Here is a 25,810-nt window from a genome sequence, read left to right on the forward strand (position 1 = left end):
TGTAGGCTATAAGCAATGGGTTTGGAAAGCCTGTTGCCTACAGCCTATTGCTTTTACAAGAGTAGCCTACTTTAATAATCCGCTTTGTCAACAAGTACGTTTTAGTCCAAAATACATTTACATGAAAGGAATAGTAAAAAAGTACTTCGCCGTCGCCCTGGCCGGTTTACTGGTGCTGGGTTGTGCGCAGAATAAGATGAGTACTTCGGGCAGCAGTACCTCGAAATCGTCCAAATCCGAAGGGCGCCGCGCCGAGGTACTTTTCCTGGGCAACACCAGCAAGCACCACGACTCGGGCAAATATGCCCCCTGGCTGGCGATCAAACTTTTTGAGAGCGGCATCAATACGTCCTATACTGTAGATCTCAACGATCTGAATCCCGAAAATCTCGCCAAGTACGACGCCCTGATCATTTACGCCAATCATGACGTGATTTCTCCCGCACAGGAAGCTGCGTTGAAGGGATTCGTCGAGGGCGGCAAAGGCTTGGTACCTTTACATTCGGCCTCGGGCTGTTTCCTCAACTCCGAATGGTACCTCAAGACCATCGGCGGACAGTTTGCCTCGCACAAAACCGGCGATTTTCAAAGTGTGATCGTAAAACCCGATCATCCCGTCATGAAAGGCATTACTCCTTTCACCACCTGGGATGAAACCTACGTACTTAAAAACCTGAACCCTGACATGACCGTCCTGACCGAGCGGGTTGAGGACGGCCAGCATTACCCCTACACCTGGGTGAGAAATCAGGGCAAAGGGCGGGTATTCTATACAGCCTACGGCCATGAGGACCGCACCTGGTCCAACATTGGGTTTCTGAATCTGGTGCGTAACGGGGTACTTTGGGCTTTGGGCGATCAGGTTCAGAGCCAGATTGCGGCCCTGAATATTCCCGATGTGGATATTTATAATGCCGACACCATCGCCCAGTATACCAAGCGCCACCTCGTGCCCAAAATGCAGGAGGCACTTTCTCCCACTGAATCTGAGAAACTCACCCAGGTACTTCCCGAATTCAAAGTGGAATTATTCGCTATGGAGCCCGATGTGATTAACCCCATCGCGATGGCCTGGGACGAGCGCGGCAGGCTCTGGGTGGTGGAATCGGTAGATTACCCCAACACCTTCAAGGAAACGGACGGGCAGGCCAACGACCGCATCAAGATCTGCGAGGATACCAACGGCGACGGCAAAGCCGATAAATTCACGGTCTTTGCCGACGGACTCAATATCCCCACCAGTATGATATTTGCCAACGACGGTATTATCGTGACCATGGCACCCGATATTGTATTCATGAAGGATACCAATGGCGACGACAAAGCCGACATAACCGAGGTACTGAGTCACGGATGGGGCAAAGGCGACACCCATTCTGGGCCTTCCAATCTGATTTATGGCTTCGACAACAGGATCTGGGGATCGGTAGGGTACTCCGGTTTTAACGGAACTGTAAACGGAAAAGAAATCCGCTTTCCGATGGGTTTGTTCCGCTTCCGGCCCGATGGAAAAGAATTTGGCTACCTGGGTAAAAGCAGCAATAACACCTGGGGGTTGGGCGTAACGGAAGACAACAACATTTTCCTTTCCACCGCTAATAATACTCATAGTGCTTTTTATTCAATGCCCGAAAACTACCTGATTCGCGCCGTTCCGGGCGACAAGGAGCCGGTAAATTCCGTACAGAAAATCGATGGCCACTACGATGCCCACACCATGACACCAAACATCAGGCAGGTGGATGTGGTAGGAGGTTTTACTGCGGCGGCCGGTCACCATTTCTATACTGCCCGCGATTATCCAAAAAAATACTGGAACCGGATCGCTTTTGTAAACGAACCCACCATGCGTCTGGTGCACAATGCCATCATTGAACCGGACGGCGCAGGATTCAAGGAAAATGATGGCTGGAACCTGACGGCCAGCTCGGACGAATGGTACGGTCCGGTACAGGCTCAGGTAGGTCCCGATGGAGCAGTCTGGATAGCCGACTGGTACAATTTCATCATCCAGCACAACGTATTCGTGCCCCGCCAGGCCCCCTCTGAATTCGTACTGCCCTTTACCGAACAGCCTCACGGCCAAGGCAACGCCTTCATCAGCCCACTTCGTGACACGAACCACGGCCGCATTTATCGCGTCATTTACAAAAACGCGGCTGGCAAGCCCACTATGAAGTTGTCGAAGAAAGATGTTCCTGGCTTAGTAGCAGCCCTGGAAAACGACAATATGTTCTGGCGTATGACCGCCCAGCGATTGTTGGTAGAATTACAGGATAAGTCGGTAGCCCCGGCGCTCTACAAAATCATCGCCAATCCCAAGGTGGACGAAATCGGCCTGAACAGCCCGGCGGTACATGCCCTGTGGACCTTGAATGGGCTAGGCTTACTGGACGGATCCAACGCCGAGGCGCTGGCTGCCGCGCAAAAGGCCCTCTCCCACCCTGCCGCCGGAGTCCGCAAAGCGGCCGCCCAGGTACTCCCCAAAACGGAGCAAAGTTTTGGCTCCTTAACCCAAATGCTGAAAGACCCAAGCCTGAACACCCGCCTGGCTACCCTGGTAGAGCTGGTGGAAGTACCTGCTTCGGACAAGATCGGCGAGACCCTTTTCCTGGCTTCCCTGGATGATGAATTTGCCAAAGACCGCTGGCTGTCGAAATCCCTGATGGCCGCAGCGATTACTCACCAGAAGGGGTACCTGGCTGCCGCTGAGAAAAACAACCGCAAGTCGGAGCTTAGTGAACAGGTCGTGGGTATGCTAGCCAAGGAAGTATATACGTTGGGTCGCCGGAACGCCATGCTGTTCGGTCCCGAAGTGAAAGGCAAGGAGATAATACTCCGCGCCAGCGTGACCAAAGCTGAAGACAAGCCGCTGCAAGGCTTTATCGCCGGACAGGGCAGCAGCAAAGCGGGCTATGCGCTGTATATCCAGAATGGAAGAGTAGTGATGGATGTGAACCAACATGGCACGAATACACGGGTAATAACCAGTGAGCCGCTTCCTGATAAGTTTGACCTGATGGCAAGCCTCACCCGAGGTGGAAAGATCACGATCGAGATTGATGGAAAAGTAGCGGCGGAAGGTAACACGCACATGCTGTTTATGGAGACCCTACCCAACACCTTCCGCACGGGTGAGGATGGCGAAGGTACCGAGAAGATTGGTCCGTACGAAGGGCGCTTTGGGTTTCAGGGCAATTTTCAGAAAGCTACCCTGGAGCTGCAAAGTCCAAGCACCACGGATATGAACGCGGCCAATGCAGTCAACACCAAAACCTCAACGGCCACTACCTCATCCAACGCCCGGGTGATCGAGCTGAAGGTAGTACCCGAGATGTTGCAATTTGACAAGGCATTGTTAACCGCTAAAGCGGGTGAGAAAGTAATTATCAACCTGGAGAACCCCGACGGAATGCAACACAACCTCCTGATTATCAAAATAGGTAGCCTGCAAAAGGTGGGCAATGCCGCCGATGAAATGCTTTCCAACCCCAAGGCCGCCGAGATGCAGTACGTTCCCAAGGTACCCGAGGTGCTGCACCATACCAAACTGGTCAATCCCGGCGAAACCGTGACGCTGGAATTCACGGTACCCAGCACCCCCGGCGATTATCCGTTCGTATGTACCTTCCCCGGTCACTGGCGGGGTATGAATGGAATCCTGCGGGTAACTAAATAATCCTGGTTATTTGATTTTGGATGTTTGATTCCTGATCAGCCCACCTACCCTAATTCAAAATACATAACTCCTACCTTTCTATGACCAAATCAATTTTTAGACTCAGCCTGGTCCTCCCGTTCCTTCTGCTATTGGGCATGGCCTGCTCGAAAAAAAGTACTTCTTCGGGAAAAAAGCCCATTAAAGTCCTGATGGTGGGCGGGGGTTCTTCCCACGATTTCAACCGTTGGTACAAGCAGGAAGACTCCCAGACCCTGGAAAGGGATGGCCTGGCAACGGTGGAATACACCGACGATCCGACCACGATTCTTTCCAAACTGCCGGGTATCGATGTCCTGTACCTTGCCAATAACCAGCCCATTCAGGACGAGGCCACCCGGAAAGCCATCTTCGGACTCGTGGATGCCGGGAAAGGACTGGTGCTGGCGCATCCGGCCTTGTGGTACAACTGGAAGGACTGGCCGGAATACAATCAGAAACTCGTCGGGGGCGGATCCCGGGGCCATAACAAGTACGGGCCTTTTGATGTCACGGTGACGGCCAAAAACAGCCCGATCATGAAAGGGGTACCCGCCACGTTCCATCTTGACGACGAACTGTACTACTACAAGATCGATCCTGCCGGAACACCTATCGAGGTGCTAGCTACTTCCAAAGCCTCTACTGGTCCCGAAGTGTTTCCCAGTATTTTTACAGTGAAGTACCCCAAAGGCCGCGTCGTCGGTATCGCCCTTGGTCATGATGCGGCCTCCCACACCCTGGATGCCTATCAGACCATCCTGCGGAATTCCGTCAAGTGGGCAGCAAAAAAAAGAATTAGGTAAAAAAACAAAGGGTGAAGGGTTAATGGGATTTTATTTTTGTAAAAAGGCAGTTCCAGAAGACCAATTATACCCTTGACCTTTTAACCATTGACCGTTTGACCCAAAAAAATTATCCATAAAAAAGTAAAACGTTATCCCCTAATGAGCAACCAACAAATCACAGTCGTTATCGTCGGAATGGGTTTTGGGAAAGAATTCATTCCCATCTACCAGGCACACCCCAACATCAAAGCCGTGGGTATCTGTACCCGCCGCAAGCATGTCCGCGACGAACTGACCGCCAAATTCAACCTTGATCCTAATTTGGTATTCGAACATTTCGAAGATATCCCGGGTCGTGAGGACGTGGACGCCATTCACATCGTGACGCCCGTACCCGATCACGCCCGCATGACGCTGGCTTCATTGAATGCCAACAAACACACCGCCTGCACCATTCCGATGGCCATGACCAAGGAAGACTGCGCCGCCATCGTGGAGGCCAAGCGCAAATCGGGCAAAGTGTATATGATGATGGAAACGGCCCTTTATACCCGTGAATTCCTGTACGGCCTCAAAAAAGCCGAATCTGGCGAACTGGGCCGGATTCAGTTTGTGCGCGGCTCGCATATTCAGGACATGAGCATGCCCGGTTGGGACGAATACTGGAAGGGGTACCCCCCGATGCTGAACGGTACCCACGCCATATCGCCTCTCTTGCGCATCAACAATACCATCGCCGAAACCGTCGTCTGCCACGGATCGGGCCGCCTGTCGGATGATCTGGCGAGCCGATACAATTCGCCCTTCGCCGTCGAAACGGCTACGTTCACCCTGAAAGATTCGGACGTTATTGCTGAGGCAACGCGTTCGTTGTTCGATGTGGTACGGCAATACCGTGAAAGCTACGATGTGTACGGTACCAAGATGTCGTTCGAATGGGAACAGTTGGAAGACGAAAGTCACGTGATTTTCACGGGCGGCGAGGACGCCGAACGCATTGACGTACCCGACACCGACGAACTCCTGATCGAGCCCATCAAGCATTTCACCAAACGCAAGGTGATCGACGACCCCAACCATGTGTCATTTCTGCAGGGGGCCGGCCACGGCGGTTCGCATCCGCACCTGGTGCAGGAGTTCGTCGCCGCCATCGTCGAAGGCCGCGATTCGGCCGTAGACGCCGCCCTGGCCGCCAACTACACCTGCGCGGGCATCTGCGCCCACGAATCAGCCATGAAAGGCGGGGAACGGATTCAGGTACCTTCGTTTGAGTAGGTTTCTTAGATATGATGAAGGATGAGTGGTGAATGATTTTCATTCCTTTTCTACTCTTCATCTAATTCAACCGCCACGGGAGAAATCCGCTCGTGGCGGTTCTTTTAAGTCCTGTATCCATTTATGATTTTTTTCAAAAGACTACATTGAACTTCTGAAAACTATCAAAAGCATCCCTTTAACGAGAAAAGCCAATTTGAAGGCTACTATTTCAAAGAATTCCTGTATGCTTCGTTAGAAGTTATTCAGCACTAGAGCGCCAGCCGTCTCGAGGCGCCCTGTCATCATTCATAATTCATCAATCATCATTATGTTATTCGGCGCTTCAACCTTCATCTGGGCCTCGCCCTTTTCGACTCAGAATATTGATTTACTGACCAAAGTCAAAACCATGGGCTACGATATCATTGAAATCGCCGTGGAAGATAGGAGTATTATTGACTGGCCTGAAATTAAATCCGTGGCCCATGACCTGGACTTGAAAATTACCATCAGCGGGGCTTTCGGTACGGAACGGGATATTTCCAGCACCGAGCCACACTACCGCCAACTGGGTAAAGAATATATTGTGGATTGTATCAAAATCGCCGCCAAGGTGGGCAGTCCCCTATTTGGGGGGCCGTTGTATTCGGCCGTGGGAAAAACCCGGCTTGTTTCGGACGAACAGAAAAAGCAGGAGCGCGCCTGGTGCGTGGAAACCCTGGCCGAGGTAAGCAAAATTGCTGCCGACCAGGGTGTGGTGCTGGGACTGGAACCCCTCAACCGCTTCGAAACCGACATGGTCAATACCGTGGAGCAGGCGCTTTCGCTGGTGCAAGAGGTAGGTACCCCCAGTCTGCAGATCGTGCTGGATACCTTTCATGCCAACATTGAAGAAAAAGACATCCCGGACGCGATCCGGAAAATTGGCAAAGACCTACTCTGCCACGTACAGGGCAACGAAAGCGACCGGGGTACCCCCGGCACCGCCCACCTCGAATGGGAAGGTATCCGCGATGCCCTTAACGAAATCGGTTACGAGGGAGCGATGGTTATCGAAACCTTCGGACAACCATCCAAGGAACTGGCCCGTGCGGCCTGCATCTGGCGCCCTTTGGCCAATAGTGCCGATGAACTGGCCAGTGAAGGGCTGGCTTTTTATAAAAAAATGTTTTTGTAGATATGAGAAAATTTGTTCCCCAAGTCCGAATGCGCTTCCTGCTTTGTGCCTTTGCTATGCTGTGCCTCTGTGCCTTTGTACAAGCCCAAACTCCCGTTGACCTGTCAAAATTTGATAGAAAAAGCGGGGTATCGGCGGTAGTTAAGGGTACCCTTTTGGAAGTGGAGTGGCCGACCGGAGAAGGCGAGATTGGCAAGGTAGCCGTAGATGTGCGGAAAGCCCAGCCCCTCATCAGTACCTTACAAGTTGGGGACAAAAACAACCTCAAAACCATAGCGCGTGACCTGGATCCGGCCGTTATTCTGACTGTCGGTAAAAGAGATTTGATTTCACAGAACGGCTGGAACATATTTTTCGACAAAACGGCCTACCTACCCCATGAAAGTTTTGTGGTGGCAATGGATAAAAAGGACGTAAAAGTCGTGACGGCGGGGGGCCAAACCGAAATCATCGTGTCCGGTGCTTCGGCTGGTCCGTTCAGCGGTAGCTACAATCTGATACTTTACAACGGAAGTCCGCTGATGAATGTAGCGGCGGTGATGAGCACGACCGTAGATTCCACGGCGGTACTGTATGATGCCGGACTGGTAAGCAAAACATCACCCTGGGAAAAACTGTACTGGTCGGATACCGAAAATTTTATGCGTGATGCCGACGTGAAAAGCTCAGATACCGCCCAGAATAGAGCCGTAAAGTACCGGACCATCATCGGTCAGGGCCAGGAAGGCAGTCTGGCCATTTTCCCGGCTCCCCACCAGTTTTTTTATCCACTCGACAACGCCTATAACCTGGAATTTATTTGGCATGGAGCCAATTACCGCGGACTGATTCCCGGCTACGGCATCGGACTCCGCCACGATCCCCTGGGCGACCGTCGCTGGGTACCCTGGTTCAATGCTCCCCCAACACGCAGCAACGCTTCAATTTCTTTTGCCTGTTGAGTACCGAGCGTGATGGCAAGGTGTTGGAAAAAGTAAAAGCCTTCACCCACAGCGACCAGTACGTACCCCTGCCAGGGTACTACACCCTGGCTAGCCATTTTCACCAAGAACACGTAGACGACGTACTGACCCGCAAGCCGATGCCAGATATGCCGGGCTTTGTGAAAGCCTTCCGCGACACGGGTGTCAATATCGTCCACCTTGGCGAATTTCACGGCCCCGGTAGTCCGCGCGGGCCGGAAGCTAAGCGCTGGCCGGAACAGAAGACGCTTTTTGAAGAATGCGCTAGGCTGTCGGGTGGGAATTTTCTGTTGCTGCCAGGCGAAGAACCCAATAACTTCTTCGGTGGACACTGGATGAATATTTTCCCAAAACCCGTTTACTGGCTCATGTCCCGGGAAAAAGATCAGCCTTTTGTAGAAAATCACCCGGAGTATGGCAAGCTATACCGCATCGCCAACAAGGAAGAAATGCTGAAACTGCTGGAACTGGAAAACGGCCTCGCCTGGACGGCGCACGCCCGCACCAAAGGCTCGACGGGGTACCCCGATAAGTACAAGGATGAGTCTTTTTACAAATCGGACCGCTTCCTCGGAGCCGCCTGGAAAGCCATGCCCGCCGACCTTTCTCTGCCCAAACTTGGCAATGGCAGGGTACTGGACCTGATGGACGACATGGCTAACTGGGGCCAGAAAAAGAATGTCATCGGCGAAGCCGACCTGTTCAAGATCGAGCCTGACTATGAGCTTTATGGGCATATGAATATCAATTACATCCAACTGAACGAGATGCCCCAGTTTGAAAAGGGCTGGCAACCCGTGCTGGACGTCATGCGGAGCGGAAAATTCTTCGTGACCACGGGTGAAATCCTGCTACCTACCTTTAAAGTAAACGAGGCAGGTGCGGGCGAAACCACCCAACTGGATGCCAGAGGCAACGCTACCATTACGTTAAATGCAAGCTGGACTTTCCCGCTCAACCGCGCCGAAATTATCTCCGGCGACGGGAAGGAGGTTTTCCATGAAATCATCGATCTGAAAGACCGGCAGGCGTTCGGCAAAGAAACCTTCACATTCACCCCCAATCTGAAAGGTCGCAAATGGGTACGTCTGGAAGTCTGGGATGCCGCTGCTAATGGAGCCTTTACACAAATCGTTTGGCTTGACTAAGAAGTTATAATAAGTCGGTCTCTCAGCCATCCATAAACTTATTTTTCCATTTGTCATAAAGTACTACTATGCATTACCCAGTACAAGCTAGTATTAGCATCTTTGCATAACCTATTACTAAACCATCCTCTTGCATTATGGAAAATTCACATGAAAAGGTCATGTGGGGTACCTCAATGGTAATAGCCCCCCTGTTTTTCGTAGCTTCCAGTTTTGCATGGCAGAACGGAGAGTACAACCATATCTCAGGAACTCTGGTTGTACTTGGCAGTATCTTTTGGATACCTGCCTGCACAGGGCTCTTCAGCCGCTTAAAAAAAACCTGGCCCCGGTATTCTGCCTGGGGATTGCTGGTTGCTATTGCCGGATGTGTGAGCGGCAGCAGTTTCGGCATACGTGGCTTATATGCCGATGCCTTCGGAATTTCAAAAGAAGCACTTTTACAGAAAGCAGCCGAATATCCCCTGTCTTTCAACCTGACCATGTTCTGGCTTGGTCCGCTGTTTCCCCTCAGCCTGATTGTCTTATCCATTGTCTTGGTTAGGGCCAAATCAATACCGGCCTGGACCGGATTGTTACTTGGCTTAGGGGCCATAGCATTTCCGCTCAGTCGAATTCCCCGGGTGGAATGGGTTGCCCATTTAGCCGATTTGCTACTTTTTGTTCCGATGCTTTACATAGGCGGGTTGACTTTAATGGAAAAAACGGGACGCTACAAATTCTGATAAGTGTTCTTTACCATTTCTAACCACCAATCAAAACTAGGATTGAGGTTGAAAGGTACCTCGCTGCCCATTCAGGTGCATTAAATTCAGTATCTTGCCCTGAAATTAAAAACGATCAGGGTACTTTATGCGCACGTTTTCTTATTTCTTCCTGCTCCTGCTTTCCCTCTCCAGCCAGGCACAGTCCCCTACCCGCTGGTATAAGGGCAACACCCATACCCATACGTTGTGGAGCGATGGCGACGACTTCCCCGAGCTGATTCTGGATTGGTACAAAACCCGGGGGTACGATTTCATCGCGCTGTCCGATCACAACATTCTGGCTGATAAGGAATTCTGGCGACAGATTCCTACCCATCCCTTCCGGCAGGAACGCTTCCGGGAGTACCTGGCAAAATATGGCGACCAATGGGTAAATTATAAAACCGACTCCGCCGGACGCATCAGCGTCAAGCTCAAAACGCTCAATGAATTTCGTCCTTTGTTTGAAGAAAAAGGTAAATTCCTGATCATCAAAGCCGAGGAGGTGACGGACAAGTTTGGCGACAAGCCCATTCACATGAATGCCGTCAATGTGAAAGAACTGATTCTTCCCCGAGGCGGTGGCAGCGTAGCGGAAGTCATGCAGAACAACCTCGATGCCGTCTGGGAGCAGCGTGAACGCACCGGACAGCCCATGTTTCCCCACATCAACCACCCCAACTTCGGCTGGGCCGTAAAAGCCAACGACATGATGGGGCTGCGTGGCGAGCGGTTTTTCGAGGTCTACAACGGCCATCCGCATGTCCATAACTACGGCGATAGCACCACCTACGGTATGGATGAACTGTGGGATGCGCTCCTGACCCGCTACATCCAGGACGGCAAACCACCCCTGTACGGACTCGCCACCGACGATTCGCACAACTACCTCGAATATAAGGTAGGGCTCAGTAATCCGGGGCGGGGCTGGATCATGGTACGCGCTAATGACCTTACTCCGGAAGCTTTGATTGGCGCGTTAGAAAAAGGTGATTTTTACGCCACTACGGGGGTACTACTCAAAGATGTGCAAGCGAAAAAGGGGGTACTTTCGGTAGAAGTCGATGCGAAGCCCGGGACGCGGTATACCATTCAGTTCTGGGGTTCGCGGACTTCGAAAAAGGGTACCCAGGAACGCCAGCGGATTTTATTGAAAGAAATCAAAGGTACCCGAGCCAGCTTTGCTCTGACTTCTGGTGATTTGTACATACGGGCCAAAATCATTTCAGATACGCCGCAGAAGAATCCCTTCCAGGAAGGCGATGTAGAAACCGCCTGGACTCAGCCGCTGGTCAGGTAAGGTACCCCTCATTTGAAGTTTTTTTGTCGACATAAAATCTTTACCTTGAAGAAAAAAGCAGTTTGAAATGGAAAAGTCCAAACAGATTCCAAAAATCCTGATATACGAAGAATTCGACGGCCACCCGATCTACCGGAAAGGCTATAAAGACTTTGTCATGGGCATCAAGAAAATCGAAGAAATCAATATGGGATCCAGCAAGCTCCAGTCGTTCATTATAGGATGTATATTGAGAAATCTAATAAAATCCCTTCCTGAAACTTACTTCATGGCCAGTTCTGAGTTGGGGCTGCATCTGGAAAAAAACACCAATTTCGCGGCAGATATTGCGATATTTAGAGAGGGCCAATTCCCGGTTGGCTTCCATTCAACCAATTATTCCGAAGATATCCCCAACGTAGTAATCGAAGTCGATATCAAAATTGACGAATCGGAATTTTTTCGTACAGAGGAAGAATACAGTAATAAAAAAACGGAGCGACTATTGGCTTGGGGCGTCGAACGGGTTATTTGGGTTTTCCCGGCTTCACAAAGGGTTTTGGTGGCCGACAATGCAAAAAAATGGGAGCTACTCAGTTGGGAATTACCCATTAAAGTCATTGACGACCACGAAATCAATATCTGGGAATTGATGCTAAAAAATGGTTTTCAGGTAGAATAGAAGTTAAAGGGTACCCAAAAAATGTATCATTCGATGAATCCCGAAAAGAACAAACGAAACGCCATTGCTTTTTATAAAACAGCCTACGAGGGGGAACCTCGCAAAGCCATTGAACACTATGTGGGTGATGACTATATTCAGCACAATCCCTCTGTTTCGGATGGTACTGAGGGATTTATTGCTTACTTTGAACGCATGGCGGAAGAGTACCCCGACAAAACCATCCAGTTCGTCAGGGCCGTTGCCGAAGGAGATCTGGTGGCACTGCACACGCATCAGGTATGGCCCGGAAACGATCAGTATGTGACCATGGATTTCTTTCGATTTGATGAAAAGGGAAAAATTGTGGAGCATTGGGATGCCATCCAACAGGTACCTCCAGAAACAGCCAATGGAAATACGATGTACTGATGCCCAACCAAAAACCTCATTGAAATCCCCTTACCTTTTCGATATGCCCCGAATTTCCGTTCAAGTAGTCGCTTTCTTTGCTTTCCTGGCTCTCCCTTTATCGTACGCCACGGCGCAACCTACCCCTAAACCCGTAATCATCGAGGTAGATTTGAATAAGGAAAAAGGCGAATCCAAACCCATTTGGGCGTGGTTTGGCTACGACGAGCCGAACTATACTTACATGAAAGACGGGAAAAAACTCCTCACCGAACTCGCGCAGGCCAACCGGGTACCCGTGTACGTGCGGGCGCACAGTCTGCTGGTGACAGGCGACGGCGAAGCGACCCTGAAATGGGGCTCGACCAATGCCTACACGGAAGATAAAAACGGCAATCCAGTATATGACTGGACGATCATCGACAAAATTTTCGATACCTACGTCGAGCGTGGCATGAAACCCCTGGCGCAAATTGGCTTCATGCCGGAGGCGCTTTCCACCAAGCCGGAGCCCTACCGGCACTACTGGAAGCCCGACAATAGCTATGGCGATATATTTACCGGCTGGGCTTACCCACCCAACGACTATAAGAAATTTGCCGAACTGGTGTACCAATGGGTCAGACACTCGGTGGAGCGATATGGAAAAGCTGAGGTGGAAAGCTGGTACTGGGAATTATGGAATGAGCCCGATATCCCCTACTGGAAAGGTACCACCGAGGAATACATCAAGCTCTATGACTACACCGCCGATGCCGTCAAGCGGGCTCTGCCCACCGCCCGCATGGGTGGCCCCGAGGTAACGGGGCCCAATTCCGAGAAAGCAACCGCTTTTTTCCGGGCCTTTATGGATCATATCGTCAAGGGTAAAAATTACGTAACGGGTAAGACAGGCTCGCCCATTGACTTCATCACTTTTCACGCCAAAGGTTCACCCAGGGTAGTGGACGGCCACGTGCAGATGAACATGGGGGCGCAGTTGCGTAACATCGATAAGGGCTTCGAAATCGTAGCTTCCTACCCTACTCTCAAAAACCTGCCCATCGTCATCGGTGAGTCCGATCCCGAGGGCTGCGCCGCTTGCTCGGAAGATTTCCACCCTTCCAACGCCTACCGCAACGGTACGATGTACAGCAGCTATACGGCCGCTTCCTACGCCCGCAAGCAGGACATGGCCGAGGCGCGGGGTGTCAACCTGCTGGGTGCCGTCACCTGGGCTTTCGAGTTTGAAGATCAGCCCTGGTTCAGGGGTTTCCGCGACCTGGCTACCAACGGCGTGGACAAACCCGTACTCAATACTTTCCGGATGTTTGGGATGCTACCCGAGCGTCGGGTGGAGGTCAATCAGCGGGATCTGTCCTACTCGTTTCAGAAAGTAACCAAAGAAAGTGTGCGTGGTGAGGCCGATATCAATGGCTATGCTGCCAAAGGTACCCGCGAAGCCGCCGTGATGGTCTGGAATTACCACGACGACAATGTACCTGCCGCCGCGGCTCCGGTTTCGGTACAAATCAAAAATCTTACCGCCTCTCGCGTACTGGTACAGCACTATCGCATCGACCAGGAACACAGCAATTCGTACGAAGCCTGGAAAAAAATGGGCTCGCCGCAAAAACCTACCCCCGAGCAAATCGCCTTGCTCGAAAAAGCCGGGCAGCTCGAGCTCCTCACTTCTCCCAAATGGATGAGTGTACAGAAAGGTAGCCTGGAATTACCGTTCGAGTTGCCCCGGCAGGGCGTTTCCCTGATCCGGGTTTCGTGGTAGGTACCTTGGGAAAGAAGGGCACTCTGAATTTTAAGCTTAATCTTTAAAAGCATTCTGAATTTCCGCCAGGGAAACACCCAGGGTGCGTCGGGCCACCTGATCCAGTTCACTCGCATCGCCCGTCAGATGGATGACGCTGTGATTGTGGGTCAGTTTTTCACCCGGTTTCAGAAATGCGGCGGGCGATACGCTCTCCAATTCATAAAAGGGTCCCATCTGGCTTCCGTCTTCGAGCGGCCCGTCGTTATAGGCATTTACAGCATCGCCATTCAACGGTTCGTCCACCAGTTTCCATTCCTGATTGAGGTAGGTACCCTTTTGATCGACATTAAACACGGTCAACGTCAACACTTGGTTTTCGGCATCGTAGCTTCCGGCTATGGTTTTGGCCCGTTGCGGAGTCATGCCCAGTTTTCCCCGGCTTTTCCCGTCGGCTTTGAAATAAAGCACCCCTTCCTGGTACCTGACGCGATCAGGTGGAATCTGACCAAAATAATCCGTGGTGGCTACCTTCCCGCTGGCTTCTTTGAGGTAGGGAATTACAATGGTCGTTTGGGCCGAAGGGGCAAACATATCGAGTACCCACAGGCAGGGAGCACCCGTCTGCTGATTCCAGGCTTCGGTTCCTAGATTGGTTAGGGAATTCTGGGTGCTGTACCCCACTGCTTTTATGTGAAGTAGATTCACTTCCAGCAAGTCGTTGATTCCGTCCTTGTTCAGGAGGCGCACCGAGCGTTCCACTTTCAGATCCAGTTTCGTGCCGGCATAGTTGGTCAGGTTCATGACTTTGTCCATGACCACTGCTTTGTCATTTTGTGAAACCACGTTCCAGGCTTCGGTATCGAAAGCCGGAGGAGTGTACCAGTTCTCAAACTCCATGTTCACCCCGGGCTTGAAAAACAGCGAAAACTGCGCACCTTCCGGCCCCAGCCAAAGCCGGTTTTCGCCACCGTAGGCATTCATGTGGGCGTCTTTTTCTCCGCTGAATGCCTTGTAATTCACCCAGCCAAAACTTCGTCCCGTCGGTCCGTCGGCCGTGGACGTAAACACTTTGCCCTGGTACCTGCCCGAAACCAGTACCTGAGCCGTGCGTGCGGTGTTGGTGAGTACGATAAGGCTACTGTCCTGTTTCTGTAAAAAATCCAGGTCATAACCAAAGCTGCCCGGGCTGTATTCTTGCATGTTGGTTTCTGTCGGTTTGTCGTTGGTTGTGCAGGCCATCAGCCCTACGATACTTACTACAAATAAAAAGGTGGTCTTCATTTGATGTATGGGTAGGTTGCATGGGGAAAGATTTTCTCTGAACCCTGCGGGGCAGTTTTGTCGCCTCCTCCGGGTGTAAGTCTAGAAGAATTGCCTGGACCCATTCTTACTGATTTCGTTGGATTTGTTTCTCAATTTTCCAAATTACCGGCAATACTCGCTTCAAACATATACTTTTATCCAAAAAATTTGACAAATGAAAATTTTGCTTCGCATTCTGGGTGGCCTGGTAGCCCTACTTTTTCTGCTTTTCATCGGAGCCTACCTACTCTACAATGAACCGCTCCCCGAGGGTACCTCTGGCCCGGAGGCCGACCGTCTGGCGCGCAAAATGATGGCTGCGGTGCACAGTGGGGATCTGGATAATACGGACATTCTGACCTGGACTTTCAACGGTTCACATCATTACCTCTGGGACCGAAAACGGAATCTGGTCGAGGTAGTTTGGCGGGAGAATAAAGTCCTGCTGAACCTAGACGAATGGGAAAAAGGCAAGGCCTACGATGGCGGCGAAGAAGTTACTGATCGGGGGACGCTGGACAAGAAACGGGGAAAAGCCTGGGAGATTTTCTGCAACGATTCGTTCTGGTTCATTGCGCCTACGAAAGCATTCGATGAAGGCGTGCAACGCTCGGTTGTCAAACAGGAAGACGGCTCCGATGCCCTACTCGTCACGTACACCAGCGGCGGCGTTACGCCCGGCGACTCTTATTTGTGGCTGATGAATGCCAACGGTTTGCCCTATGCTTTCAAACTTTGGGTTTCCATCATTCCCATTGGCGGAATCAAAGCCACCTGGTCGGATTGGAAAACCCTGAAGAGTGGATTAAAAGTAGCCACGGTGCATGAACTGGGGCCCGTTCCGTTAACCATCACCGAAACGGCTTCGGGCACAAAATTTCAGGAACTGGGCAGGTCGGGCGATCCATTTGCGGCGGTCTTGTAAAGCCGCTAAAAGGTCACGCGGAAGGCTTTGCTCTCCTCACTGCGCCTGACCTCCACGTCGATGCTCTGGCCGCTCTCGAATTGCCCCAGCGATTTCATATAGTCCTGAATATCCTTGATCGGATACTCGCCCATTTTTACGATAATATCGCCCGTTGCCAGTCCCGCTTTGGCGGCCGGCCGGTTTTTGGTGACGCCGTCGATGCGTAGGCCGCGCCCGTTGAAACTATAATCGGGAATAATACCAAGCGTCACTTTGAAGCTCGTCTGCGCTTCCTGCGTGTGCGGGTTTCCTGCTTCGGTAAACGTGAGCATACCACCCTTTTTGTCCAGCTCTGTGACCAACCCGACTACCAAGCCCAGTATTTTGCTGACGCCCGGTGCATTGATTTTATCCGCATCGTCGGTGACTTTATGGTAATCGGAATGTACCCCCGTGAAAAAGAACAGGACGGGTTTTTGTTGGAGATAAAAAGACGTGTGATCCGATGGCCCGATGCCCGACGAATCCACCGCAAATTTCAATGTGTTTTTAAGGGCCAGCGCGGGCAGAAGCGTTCCCCAGCTTGGACTGGTACCCCAGCCGCCAATGGTCAATCCTTTGCTTTCATCCAGGCGTCCAATCATATCCATGTTGATCATGAACGCCACCGATTCCATCGGAATCGTGGGATGGCTGGTAAAAAACTTGGAGCCCAGCAGTCCTAACTCTTCGCCCGAAAAAGCAATGAAAAGTACGTTATATTTTTCCTTCACTTTGTTACCCGCAAAGTACCGGGCCAGTTCGATCAATCCCGCCGTACCCGAAGCATTGTCGTCTGCCCCGTTGTGAATCAGGTCCTCGCTGTCGGCCGTCAGTGAGCCCGTCTGGTAGCCTTTGCCCAGATGGTCATAATGCGCTCCAATCACAATCGTCTGATCAGAACCATTGTCCAGAAATCCCACCACATTGTGTGCCGTAACCTGATGCGGGATGCCTTCGTAATGGATTACGGTACCGAAAGGCTGAAAAAAGCTACCATTGCCGCCCTTAGGCTCCAGGCCAGCCCGCTTGAACCAACTGGCGATGTACCGGGCTGCTTTCATTTCACCTACCGTCGCCGTGCCCCGCCCTTCTAGCGAATCAGAAGCCAGTACCTGTATATGGGCAAGAATATCTTGGGAAGCGAGGTCCTGGGCGACAGCGCAAAGCGAAAATAAGAACACTCCCGCCCCAATGAAAAGGGTCCTGATGTTGTTGAATCTCATTCGATGTACTCTTTAAAATATAGTCTGGATTATTTTACGGTATTGATTAGCAAAACTTTCAGCTTTCACTCTTTGACCGCCCGCTTTCTTCGAGCGACTCTTTGATTTCTTCCAGAAACGACCGTACCCGCTGCAGCCGGTGGATCAGGTTCTGGGCCGTTTCGCGGTGGTTCATCTGGTGTCGCGCGCCCTGCACCGTCCGGCCCTGATCGCGACGTTGGTGCAGGATTTTCCTGACGATTTCGATGTCTTCCTGCGTGTAACGGCGGCGGTTGCGGGAGTCACGCTTTGGGTTGAGATGCGGAAACTCTTTCTCCCAGAACCGTAGCGCCGAAGGGTTGCACCCTACGATCTCGGCCACTTCGTTAGTATCATAGTAGCGTTTATTCTTTTCTTCCATGCCATCCATTCATTCAAAGCGTTGCAGTATTCAAAAGTACAAAGCATTTCTCAACTCCACCCCTACCATTCCGAACAATCTGCATTTTCCCTACCTTTGGGGTATATTGAGGCACAAAGTTTCAAAGGGGCATAGGCACAAAGGATCGCAGGTGAAATACGTATGTGATAAGGTACCTTGGTATTTATAGGTTCTGTGTCCAAAACCCCAACATTCATTTTCAACTTTCCATTATCAATTTTCAATTAAATAAATGACTTCGCATCAGATACGGCAGGCTTTCCTGGATTTTTTCAAAAGCAAACAACACCTCATCGTTCCATCCGCTCCGCTCGTGGCCAAGAGCGACCCTACCCTCATGTTCAACAATTCGGGGATGGCCCAGTTTAAGGATTTTTTCCTCGGCAATGGTACCCCTCCCGCCCGCCGCATCGCCGACACGCAGAAGTGTCTGCGCGTGAGCGGCAAGCACAACGATCTGGAAGACGTGGGGTTCGATACCTACCACCACACCATGTTCGAGATGCTGGGCAACTGGTCGTTTGGGGATTATTTCAAGAAAGAAGCCATTCAGTGGGCATGGGAACTGCTGACGGAGGTGTATCAACTTCCCAAAGACCGCCTCTACGTATCGGTGTTTGAAGGAGATCAAAAGGATGGGGTACCCTTCGATCAGGAAGCCTGGGACCTGTGGAAACCGATTGTGGGCGAGGAAAGGATCATTTTGGGAAACAAGAAAGATAACTTTTGGGAAATGGGCGATACGGGTCCGTGCGGCCCCTGCTCCGAAATACACGTGGACCTGCGTCCTGAGGCCGAAGTGGCGGAGGTTTCGGGCAAATCGCTGGTAAATAATGATCACCCGCAGGTCGTCGAGATCTGGAACCTGGTGTTCATGCAATTCGAGCGTAAGGCCGATGGTTCGCTGGTACCCTTGCCCGCCACGCACGTGGATACCGGCATGGGCTTCGAGCGGTTGTGCATGGCGATTCAGCGCAAAACCTCCAACTACGACACGGACGTTTTCCAACCCACCATTCAGGTACTGGAGGAGTTTTCCAATAAAAAATACGGAGCCGAGCGCATGCCCGACATCGCCATGCGCGTCATTGCCGACCACCTGCGGGCCGTGGCTTTTGCCATCGCCGACGGGCAGCTACCCTCCAACGTGCGGGCGGGCTACGTCATCCGCCGGATTTTGCGCCGCGCTATTCGCTATGGCTACTCCTACCTTAATCTCACCGAGCCCTTCATCAACCGCCTTGTACCTACCCTTTCGGCGCAGTTTGCCGATGTGTTCCCCGGTCTGAAAGATCAGGAGGAGTTTGTGACGAAGGTGATCCTGGAAGAAGAGCGCTCCTTTTTACGAACATTAGAATCTGGTCTGAAACGACTCGACGTTATCACCAGCCAATTGCAGGCGCAGGGTACCTCCACCATTCCCGGCGACGAAGTGTTTGAACTGAGCGATACCTTCGGCTTTCCGATGGACCTCACGGCGCTGATTGCCCGGGAAAAAGGTTTGGAAATCGACGAAGCCGGATTTCAGCAGGCGCTGGCCCAGCAAAAAGCCCGTTCACGCTCCGACGCCGCCCGCGAAGCCAGCGACTGGGTGGAGGTGCAGGACAATGAGGGGGTACCTGTAGAATTCATGGGCTACGATTTTCACGAAACCCACAGCCACATTGTCAAGTACCGCAAGGTCAAAACCAAGAGCAGCGAGGAGTACCATATCGTACTGGACCGCACGCCGTTCTACGCCGAAATGGGCGGACAGGTAGGTGATACGGGTTCGCTGGAACTTCGTGTGGACGGTCAGCCCTTTATCGTGACGATTGCCGATACCAAGAAAGAGAACGACCTTTTCGTGCACATTTCTCGCGATAAAAATCTGGATGAGGTACTCCAAACTACCGATTCCGTCACGGCCCGGATCGACACCCAGCGCCGCCATAAGATCATGGCCAATCACACCGCCACGCACCTGATGCTGTCGGCCATGCGCAAGGTATTGGGCGGCCACGTGAGTCAGAAGGGCTCTTACCTCGACGACAATTTCCTCCGCTTCGACTTCGCCCATTTTTCCAAAGTGACCGATGAGGAACTGCACCAGATCGAGGAAATGGTGAACGAAAAAATCCGGGAGAACATCGCGCTCAATGTCCAGACCAACGTCCCGATTCAAGAGGCATTAGCGATGGGCGTAACGGCTACCTTCGGTGAAAAGTACGGCGATTTTGTGCGCGTAGTCGCCTTCGACCCTGCCTACTCGCTGGAATTGTGCGGGGGTACCCACATCCCGGCTACTGGTGAAATCGGTCTGTTCAAATTTACGTCCGAAGGCTCCGTTTCGGCGGGGGTACGTCGCGTGGAAGCTATTACCGGCGAAGCCGCGCTGGAACGCCTGCGCGAGCAGGAAGTGACGCTGGCCCAGATCAAAGATCTGCTGAAAGGCCCGAAAGATCTGGCCAAAGCCGTCGAAGCCCTGCTGGAAGAACGCACGGTTCTGCAGAAAAAGGTGGAGGCCCTGGAAAACGAAAAAGTACAGCAATTGAAAGGTACCCTGCTCATGAAAGTCAAAGCTTCGAACGGCAAAAACCTGCTGATCGAGCGCGTGGAGGTACCCAACGCCGATGCCCTGAAACAACTGGCCTACGAACTCAGGACGCAGGTAGACAATCTGGTGGCCGTTTTCGCCACCGAACTCAACGGCAAACCCCAGTTGGCGGTCTATATTGCCGAAAATCTTGTGCAGGAAAATAACCTCAACGCCGGACAAATCGTGAAAGAACTCGCCAAAGAAATACGCGGCGGCGGCGGCGGTCAGCCTTTCTTCGCCACCGCGGGCGGCTCCGATGCCAGCGGGCTGGAAAAGGCATTGGCGAAGGCGGAAGGGATGTTTTAACGAGAAACCATTTTTTTTATTACAAAAAACAGGAACTTCATGAAGAAAATACTTTCACTAGTTTTATTGTTTTTATTGGGAACATTTGCGTTCGCCCAAACCCCAAAAAATACCTCCGGCAATCCCGTCTTTCCGGGTTGGTATGCCGATCCGGAAGGGATCATATTTGATAACAACTATTGGATCTATCCTACCTATTCGGCTCCCTACGAAAAGCAGGTGTTTTTTGATGCATTCTCTTCACCTGACCTTGTCAACTGGACCAAGCACGAGCATATTCTGGACACCACGAATGTCAAATGGGCCAAGCGGGCAGTATGGGCACCCGCCATCGTGCAGAAGGACGGAAAGTATTTCCTGTTTTTTGGAGCCAATGATATTCAGTCAGATAAAGAATACGGCGGCATTGGAGTAGCTGTGGCGGATAATCCCGCCGGGCCTTTTAAGGATCACTTGGGTAAGCCGCTCATTGACAAATTCTACAACGGTGCGCAGCCCATCGATCAGTTTGTGTTTCATGACAAAGACGGGCAATACTACATAATCTACGGTGGCTGGCGGCACTGCAACATCGCCAAACTCAACGCCGATTTTACGGGCTTTGTTCCCTTTCCCGACGGAAGTACCTTCAAGGAAATTACGCCCGAAAGCTACGTGGAGGGCCCGTTCATGTTCATCCGCGACGGCAAGTACTACTTCATGTGGTCGGAAGGTGGCTGGACCGGCCCCAACTATTCGGTAGCCTACGCCATCGCCGATTCACCGTTTGGTCCTTTCCAGCGCATCGGGAAAATCTTGCAGCAGGACCCCAAGGTAGCCACCGGCGCCGGGCATCATTCGGTGATTCAGGTACCTAACAAGGACCAATATTACATCGTCTACCACCGCCGCCCCCTGGGTGAAACCGACGGCAACCACCGCGTGACCTGTATCGATGAAATGTCGTTTGACCAAGACGGCAAGATCAATCCGGTGAAGATTACGAAGGAAGGGGTTGAGCGGCAGAGTTTGAAGTGATTTTTAGGCTTTTGCTAGTTGGAGGCTTGCTTTATTATAAGGTGTCAACTAGCAAACTTGCGGCAGCGTGAGGCTTTGCTCTTTTTAAACAATATGTTGCTTACTTTCGGCAGCGGGTAAAATATCAACCCAAATTCCATCATCCAAACACCTCTCCCAAATCCACTCGCAACTCAGGAAAAATAGCGGATTGCACCACCTCCGTGGCGGGGCGGAGGCCGATGTAGTGTTCGTCTTCGTTAAGTACGTAAATCAGAACAACTTCATCGGCGGGCTGTACCAGCCAATATTCCCGGACGCCCGCTTCTTCGTACAATTCAAATTTTTCATTCATCTCGCGCTTGGTGTTGCCGGGTGAAAGAATTTCGATCACCAGATCGGGCGCGCCGTTGCAGCCTTGTTCGTCGAGCTTAGTTTCATCGCAGATGACACACAGATCCGGCTGCACCACGGTAAAGATTTCCTTACTGGCTTTTCGTGACTTTTTCCGGTTATATAGCCGCACGTCGAAGGGAGCATAGAAAAGCTGGCAGGATTCCTCCCGGAAAGCATGACCCATTTGCAAATGCAATCGTGCCGAAATTCTCTGATGCCGGACACTCGGAGCAGGCGTCATTTTGAGAATTTTGCCCCGAAGTAACTCCACCCGTTCCTGAAATTGCCATTTCAGATAATCGGCATATGAATAGGTACCGTCGAGGTCGAGCTGCGAGAGGTTAGTGATCGTGGACATAGGTTCAAGGATTAATTACTCAAAAATACGACGAATAGTCCTGACTGACTGCATAATCCGATGCTTTATCCTGTCTGGCTGCCAATAAGCGCGTTACGGCTACGTCTTCTTTTGCGTTATAATCAATTTCGCCCTATCTTCGTTCATTCAATAAAATAATGTATCAGATGATACCTACCACCAAAACTACCACGGAGCATTACCGGAACCTGACTAACCTGCTGGGCAAGGAGTACGTGAAAGGAAAAGTAGAAAGCTCGTTCGATTTCCTGCTTATCGCTACCCAGGGAGTCAATGCCAACATTATCAAGAACTTCCGGGATGGCTTCAACCTATCTTTAGAAGCCACGGCCCGTATGCTGAACACCTCGGAACCGACGATTTACCGCTGGACGCGCGACAACCGGAACCTGGACCGCAACTTCACGATCAAGCTCTTTGAGGTGGCCGATCTGTTTCTGTACGGCTCGGAAGTGTTTGGCAGTCAGGAGAATTTCTTCAAATGGCTCAACCTACCCAATGCCGCCCTCGGCGGCATGGAACCTCAGGCGCTGATCGAAATTCCTGAAGGCATCTCCAAAGTGAAGGACATTCTGGGGCGCATCGAATACGGCGTGTATAGTTAGGGATGCTGGTATACCGAATTACCGGAAAAAAGTACGCCCATGACCTGTCAGGGACGGGCGCGGCGCTGTTTGGCGGCCGCTGGAACCGCAAAGGCACCCCCGTTTTGTACACGGGTGGGACCCGGGAAATCGCGCTGCTGGAAACGGTTGTCCACACGCCGCCGCTGCTGGTTCCCGCGCTGGATCTGTTGATTCTGGAAATCCCCGACGATTCCATCACGGCCTTTACCGAAAAGCAGCTACCCAAAAACTGGCAAGACTACCCCGCACCGGCTGTTCTGGCGGAACTGGGTGAAAAATGGATACAGGGCGGAAAAACCATCGCCCTGAAGGTACCTAGCAGCATTGTCCCGGCGGCCCACAATTATATCCTCAACTGCCGCCATCCCGATTACGCCCGCGTGAAACTGATCGAACGTACCCACTTTCGATTCGATGGGCGTCTGGTGAAATGATTTATTTCCTCATAACTTCTGCCAAAAGTTCAGCCGTTCCCATCAATTTCCTATTTTTAGGCTCGTTCTATTTTCTGAACTTTTCAACCCCTCGATCATGCAAAGCCAGGCCGAAACTCCCGCCGAATACATCGATTCCCTACCCGAGGACCGGAAAGAAGCATTGCAAAAACTCCGGGAAGTTATTTCCGAAAACCTGCCCGAAGGCTTTATGGAAACGATGAGTTACGGCATGATCGGCTACGTGGTACCGCATCTGGTGTACCCGCCGGGGTACCATTGCGATCCGAACTTACCCCTGCCTTTTATGAGCATAGCTTCGCAGAAAAACTTCGTGGCGGTGTACCACATGGGTATCTATGCGGATGAGAAATTGTTGGAATGGTTTACCAGCGAGTACCCCCACTATTCCAAAACAAAACTGGATATGGGCAAAAGCTGTATGCGTTTCAAAAAGTTGGATCAGATTCCTTTTGCATTGATTGGAGAATTGGCAGGCAAAATGAGCGCGCAGGAGTGGATCGGGTTATATGAAACCAAGTTCAAACGCTAACCTACCCTTTTCCCTCCTCTCCCATGTACCCCATTATTCTCGCCCTCCATTCGTTGGTACGTTGGCTGGTTCTGATCAGTCTGCTTTATGCCCTCTTCCTGGCGTACCGGGGCTGGCTGGGCCAGCGGACTTTCACAAAACACGACGATACGGTCCGGCATACCACGGCTACCATCGCCCATCTCCAGTTTATGTTGGGCCTGACCCTTTATTTCATCAGTCCCATCGTCAATTACTTCCTGCATCACTTCCAGGAAGCCATGCACGAACGCCAAATCCGTTTTTTTGGCATGGAACACATCACTATGATGCTTATTGGCATCGCCCTGATTTCGGTAGGTTCGGCCAAGGCCAAACGCAAGGCCGAGGACCGCGACAAATTCAAAACGATGGCGATTTGGTTTACCATCGGTCTGCTCATCATTCTTTCATCAATTCCCTGGGCCTTCTCTCCGCTCATCAGTCGCCCGTATTTTCGGGGGTTTTGAAAGGTACGGGAAAGTCCAAAGGCTTTATTGAATTAATTCAACACGAAACAGAGTAACGTTAGCTTTTTAGAACCTACAGACCAATTGGGTTTGCAGACTTAGCTGATACGTTTGTTCGCTTGCCCGTGCACCAAACACAAAAGTAGGCTGGATGATACCCGCCAGGTGCTCATTGAATCGATACCGGGCCCCGGCTCCCACTAGATATTTGAGTTGCGGCTCTATCGCCAGATCAATCAACACAATATTCTCACTGGGCTTTGGGTTGGAATGCTGAAAGTACATAAGCTTTTCCAAAAGCAGTCCAGCCGAAAAGTAGGGAGTTAAGCGCTTGTCTGTACGCTGATAATGTACCAATAGGGGTACCTTAACAGTGTCATGGGTAAGCTTGGTAAGTGAGCCATAATCTACATTTCCGGCACTCTTCCATTCCAACCACAAGCCCGATGACACCGACCAGCGCGGCGCAAGCTGTGCGTGGAGTGAGGTACCGGCTCGGAATCCCGCCATATTCATAGTCTCAAACTGGGGGTTGTGGACTTATACCGAAAAAATTCATTTAAGGGCGAAGCTTCCACCGACATAGAAAAGCGACTTTGTGCCAGCGTTCTTTTGCTCGCTCCTAGTAAAAGGGCGACAATCCCGATTTGGATCAGTATGGACGGTGTCTTTCTTAAAAACATACCTTTATTCATCGGTCCGGGTTGAAAATTGATACAGCAGTTGGGCCTGCAGGCTCAGTTGCCTGTTACTCGGGTATAAAGTCCGGTCCAATTTACTAGGTGCCCCGAGGGTCAGAGCGGGTTGGACATTGAAGGTAAGATGCGTGTTGATTCGGTACGAAAGACCTGCTGCCAAGAGTAGCCTGGCAATCAGCCCCTGTTCTTCCCGCTTCGACACCAGCAGGGTACCCCCTGAAAAATAAGGAGATACTTTACGGTCGGCAGGTCGAAAATTCAGCAGCAAAGGGATGGCTATATTACGCTGATTGATACGGTACGCGGAAGAGAAAATACCATCTCCTGCTTTGACCGATGCCGTTTCGTACCAAAATCCCGATGTAATTGACCATTTTTTGGTAAAATCGATTTGGGCCTGTAGGCCCAGGGCAATCCCGGTGCTGTACCGAAAACTGGCATCTGGCTGGCGAGGCTCTCCTGCGTAAGACGAAAAAGGAGCCAGCAACGGACCCATGCTTACCGTAGGCTGCGACTGAACCGGAAGGCACCCCCCAACCAAAACTCCCGCTAGTATTAGAATGCGTTTCATAAAGATTCTTTTGCCAG

General features: G+C 51.5%; 24 protein-coding genes. 18 read left to right on the forward strand and 6 right to left on the reverse strand.

Annotation, left to right across the window (positions count from 1 at the left end; translation table 11 throughout):
- The first annotated feature begins 121 nt into the window (after nucleotides 1-121).
- The 11 genes from GBK04_RS27630 (at nucleotide 122) to GBK04_RS27675 (ending at nucleotide 13,891) form a co-directional block, all read left to right on the forward strand.
- Nucleotides 122-3,679 (forward strand): PVC-type heme-binding CxxCH protein, encoded by a 3,558-nt coding sequence (locus tag GBK04_RS27630; RefSeq protein ID WP_152765401.1) that lies wholly within the window; start codon nucleotides 122-124, stop codon nucleotides 3,677-3,679.
- A gap of 80 nt (nucleotides 3,680-3,759) precedes the next feature.
- Nucleotides 3,760-4,503, forward strand: coding sequence for a ThuA domain-containing protein (locus tag GBK04_RS27635; protein ID WP_152765404.1), 744 nt, complete (start codon nucleotides 3,760-3,762; stop codon nucleotides 4,501-4,503).
- Nucleotides 4,504-4,644: 141 nt separating this feature from the next.
- Entirely contained in the window at nucleotides 4,645-5,760 is a 1,116-nt protein-coding gene (locus tag GBK04_RS27640) for a Gfo/Idh/MocA family protein (RefSeq protein ID WP_152765407.1), read from the forward strand.
- 310 nt (nucleotides 5,761-6,070) lie between these two features.
- Nucleotides 6,071-6,919, forward strand: coding sequence for a sugar phosphate isomerase/epimerase family protein (locus GBK04_RS27645; RefSeq protein WP_152765409.1), 849 nt, complete (start codon nucleotides 6,071-6,073; stop codon nucleotides 6,917-6,919).
- A gap of 2 nt (nucleotides 6,920-6,921) precedes the next feature.
- Nucleotides 6,922-7,860 (forward strand): hypothetical protein, encoded by a 939-nt coding sequence (locus tag GBK04_RS31245; protein WP_373331409.1) that lies wholly within the window; start codon nucleotides 6,922-6,924, stop codon nucleotides 7,858-7,860.
- Nucleotides 7,857-9,029, forward strand: coding sequence for a CehA/McbA family metallohydrolase domain-containing protein (locus tag GBK04_RS31250; RefSeq protein WP_373331410.1), 1,173 nt, complete (start codon nucleotides 7,857-7,859; stop codon nucleotides 9,027-9,029). The genes GBK04_RS31245 and GBK04_RS31250 overlap by 4 nt, the downstream gene beginning before the upstream one ends.
- Nucleotides 9,030-9,166: 137 nt before the next feature.
- Complete coding sequence (locus GBK04_RS27655; RefSeq protein ID WP_152765412.1) at nucleotides 9,167-9,754, forward strand: hypothetical protein; 588 nt, start codon at nucleotides 9,167-9,169, stop codon at nucleotides 9,752-9,754.
- Nucleotides 9,755-9,881: 127 nt separating this feature from the next.
- Nucleotides 9,882-11,075, forward strand: a complete 1,194-nt coding sequence (locus GBK04_RS27660; RefSeq protein WP_152765414.1) for a CehA/McbA family metallohydrolase domain-containing protein — start codon at nucleotides 9,882-9,884, stop codon at nucleotides 11,073-11,075.
- Between the two features lie 67 nt (nucleotides 11,076-11,142).
- Nucleotides 11,143-11,736 carry a Uma2 family endonuclease gene (locus GBK04_RS27665; RefSeq protein WP_152765417.1) on the forward strand — a complete coding sequence of 198 codons (594 nt, stop codon included), beginning with the start codon at nucleotides 11,143-11,145 and terminating at the stop codon, nucleotides 11,734-11,736.
- Between the two features lie 21 nt (nucleotides 11,737-11,757).
- Entirely contained in the window at nucleotides 11,758-12,147 is a 390-nt protein-coding gene (locus GBK04_RS27670) for a nuclear transport factor 2 family protein (RefSeq protein WP_373331411.1), read from the forward strand.
- A 43-nt stretch (nucleotides 12,148-12,190) separates the two neighbouring features.
- On the forward strand, nucleotides 12,191-13,891 hold the full coding sequence (locus GBK04_RS27675; RefSeq protein WP_152765423.1) for a GH39 family glycosyl hydrolase: 1,701 nt from the start codon (nucleotides 12,191-12,193) through the stop codon (nucleotides 13,889-13,891).
- Between the two features lie 36 nt (nucleotides 13,892-13,927).
- Here the strand turns inward: GBK04_RS27675 and GBK04_RS27680 are convergent, their stop codons facing one another.
- The gene (locus tag GBK04_RS27680; RefSeq protein ID WP_152765425.1) at nucleotides 13,928-15,154 is read right to left on the reverse strand and encodes a DUF6786 family protein; all 1,227 of its coding nucleotides are present in this window, start codon (nucleotides 15,152-15,154) and stop codon (nucleotides 13,928-13,930) included.
- A 196-nt stretch (nucleotides 15,155-15,350) separates the two neighbouring features.
- Between GBK04_RS27680 and GBK04_RS27685 the strand changes: the two genes are divergently transcribed.
- Nucleotides 15,351-16,100, forward strand: coding sequence for a hypothetical protein (locus GBK04_RS27685; protein ID WP_152765428.1), 750 nt, complete (start codon nucleotides 15,351-15,353; stop codon nucleotides 16,098-16,100).
- Between the two features lie 5 nt (nucleotides 16,101-16,105).
- On the opposite strand, the gene GBK04_RS27690 is transcribed toward GBK04_RS27685, so the two are convergent.
- Together GBK04_RS27690 and GBK04_RS27695 are read right to left on the reverse strand one after the other, a co-directional pair.
- Nucleotides 16,106-17,347: a M28 family peptidase gene (locus tag GBK04_RS27690; protein ID WP_152765431.1), complete on the reverse strand. Its 1,242-nt coding sequence runs from the start codon at nucleotides 17,345-17,347 to the stop codon at nucleotides 16,106-16,108.
- A gap of 58 nt (nucleotides 17,348-17,405) precedes the next feature.
- Nucleotides 17,406-17,747, reverse strand: a complete 342-nt coding sequence (locus GBK04_RS27695; protein WP_152765434.1) for a MerR family transcriptional regulator — start codon at nucleotides 17,745-17,747, stop codon at nucleotides 17,406-17,408.
- A gap of 253 nt (nucleotides 17,748-18,000) precedes the next feature.
- On the opposite strand from GBK04_RS27695, the gene alaS reads away from it, so the two are divergent.
- Both alaS and GBK04_RS27705 read left to right on the forward strand, forming a co-directional pair.
- Nucleotides 18,001-20,652 carry an alanine--tRNA ligase gene (gene alaS / locus GBK04_RS27700; protein ID WP_152765437.1) on the forward strand — a complete coding sequence of 884 codons (2,652 nt, stop codon included), beginning with the start codon at nucleotides 18,001-18,003 and terminating at the stop codon, nucleotides 20,650-20,652.
- A gap of 39 nt (nucleotides 20,653-20,691) precedes the next feature.
- Nucleotides 20,692-21,669 (forward strand): glycoside hydrolase family 43 protein, encoded by a 978-nt coding sequence (locus GBK04_RS27705; protein ID WP_152765440.1) that lies wholly within the window; start codon nucleotides 20,692-20,694, stop codon nucleotides 21,667-21,669.
- Nucleotides 21,670-21,808: 139 nt separating this feature from the next.
- Here GBK04_RS27705 and GBK04_RS27710 read toward each other — a convergent pair whose 3' ends face one another.
- The gene (locus GBK04_RS27710; RefSeq protein WP_152765443.1) at nucleotides 21,809-22,402 is read right to left on the reverse strand and encodes a Uma2 family endonuclease; all 594 of its coding nucleotides are present in this window, start codon (nucleotides 22,400-22,402) and stop codon (nucleotides 21,809-21,811) included.
- Nucleotides 22,403-22,569: 167 nt separating this feature from the next.
- Between GBK04_RS27710 and GBK04_RS27715 the strand changes: the two genes are divergently transcribed.
- The 4 genes from GBK04_RS27715 (at nucleotide 22,570) to GBK04_RS27730 (ending at nucleotide 24,524) form a co-directional block, all read left to right on the forward strand.
- Nucleotides 22,570-23,028 (forward strand): Xre family toxin-antitoxin system antitoxin, encoded by a 459-nt coding sequence (locus GBK04_RS27715; protein WP_152766422.1) that lies wholly within the window; start codon nucleotides 22,570-22,572, stop codon nucleotides 23,026-23,028.
- Between the two features lie 2 nt (nucleotides 23,029-23,030).
- The gene (locus tag GBK04_RS27720; RefSeq protein ID WP_152765446.1) at nucleotides 23,031-23,483 is read left to right on the forward strand and encodes an RES family NAD+ phosphorylase; all 453 of its coding nucleotides are present in this window, start codon (nucleotides 23,031-23,033) and stop codon (nucleotides 23,481-23,483) included.
- 97 nt (nucleotides 23,484-23,580) lie between these two features.
- Entirely contained in the window at nucleotides 23,581-24,036 is a 456-nt protein-coding gene (locus tag GBK04_RS27725; protein WP_152765449.1) for a DUF1801 domain-containing protein, read from the forward strand.
- A gap of 23 nt (nucleotides 24,037-24,059) precedes the next feature.
- Nucleotides 24,060-24,524, forward strand: a complete 465-nt coding sequence (locus tag GBK04_RS27730; protein ID WP_152765451.1) for a hypothetical protein — start codon at nucleotides 24,060-24,062, stop codon at nucleotides 24,522-24,524.
- Nucleotides 24,525-24,590: 66 nt separating this feature from the next.
- Here the strand turns inward: GBK04_RS27730 and GBK04_RS27735 are convergent, their stop codons facing one another.
- Both GBK04_RS27735 and GBK04_RS27740 read right to left on the reverse strand, forming a co-directional pair.
- On the reverse strand, nucleotides 24,591-25,040 hold the full coding sequence (locus GBK04_RS27735; RefSeq protein ID WP_373331412.1) for a hypothetical protein: 450 nt from the start codon (nucleotides 25,038-25,040) through the stop codon (nucleotides 24,591-24,593).
- Nucleotides 25,041-25,211: 171 nt separating this feature from the next.
- Nucleotides 25,212-25,793 (reverse strand): porin family protein, encoded by a 582-nt coding sequence (locus tag GBK04_RS27740; protein WP_152765457.1) that lies wholly within the window; start codon nucleotides 25,791-25,793, stop codon nucleotides 25,212-25,214.
- Nucleotides 25,794-25,810: the final 17 nt, after the last annotated feature.

It is taken from the genome of Salmonirosea aquatica (genome assembly GCF_009296315.1).
Lineage (GTDB): Bacteria > Bacteroidota > Bacteroidia > Cytophagales > Spirosomataceae > Salmonirosea > Salmonirosea aquatica.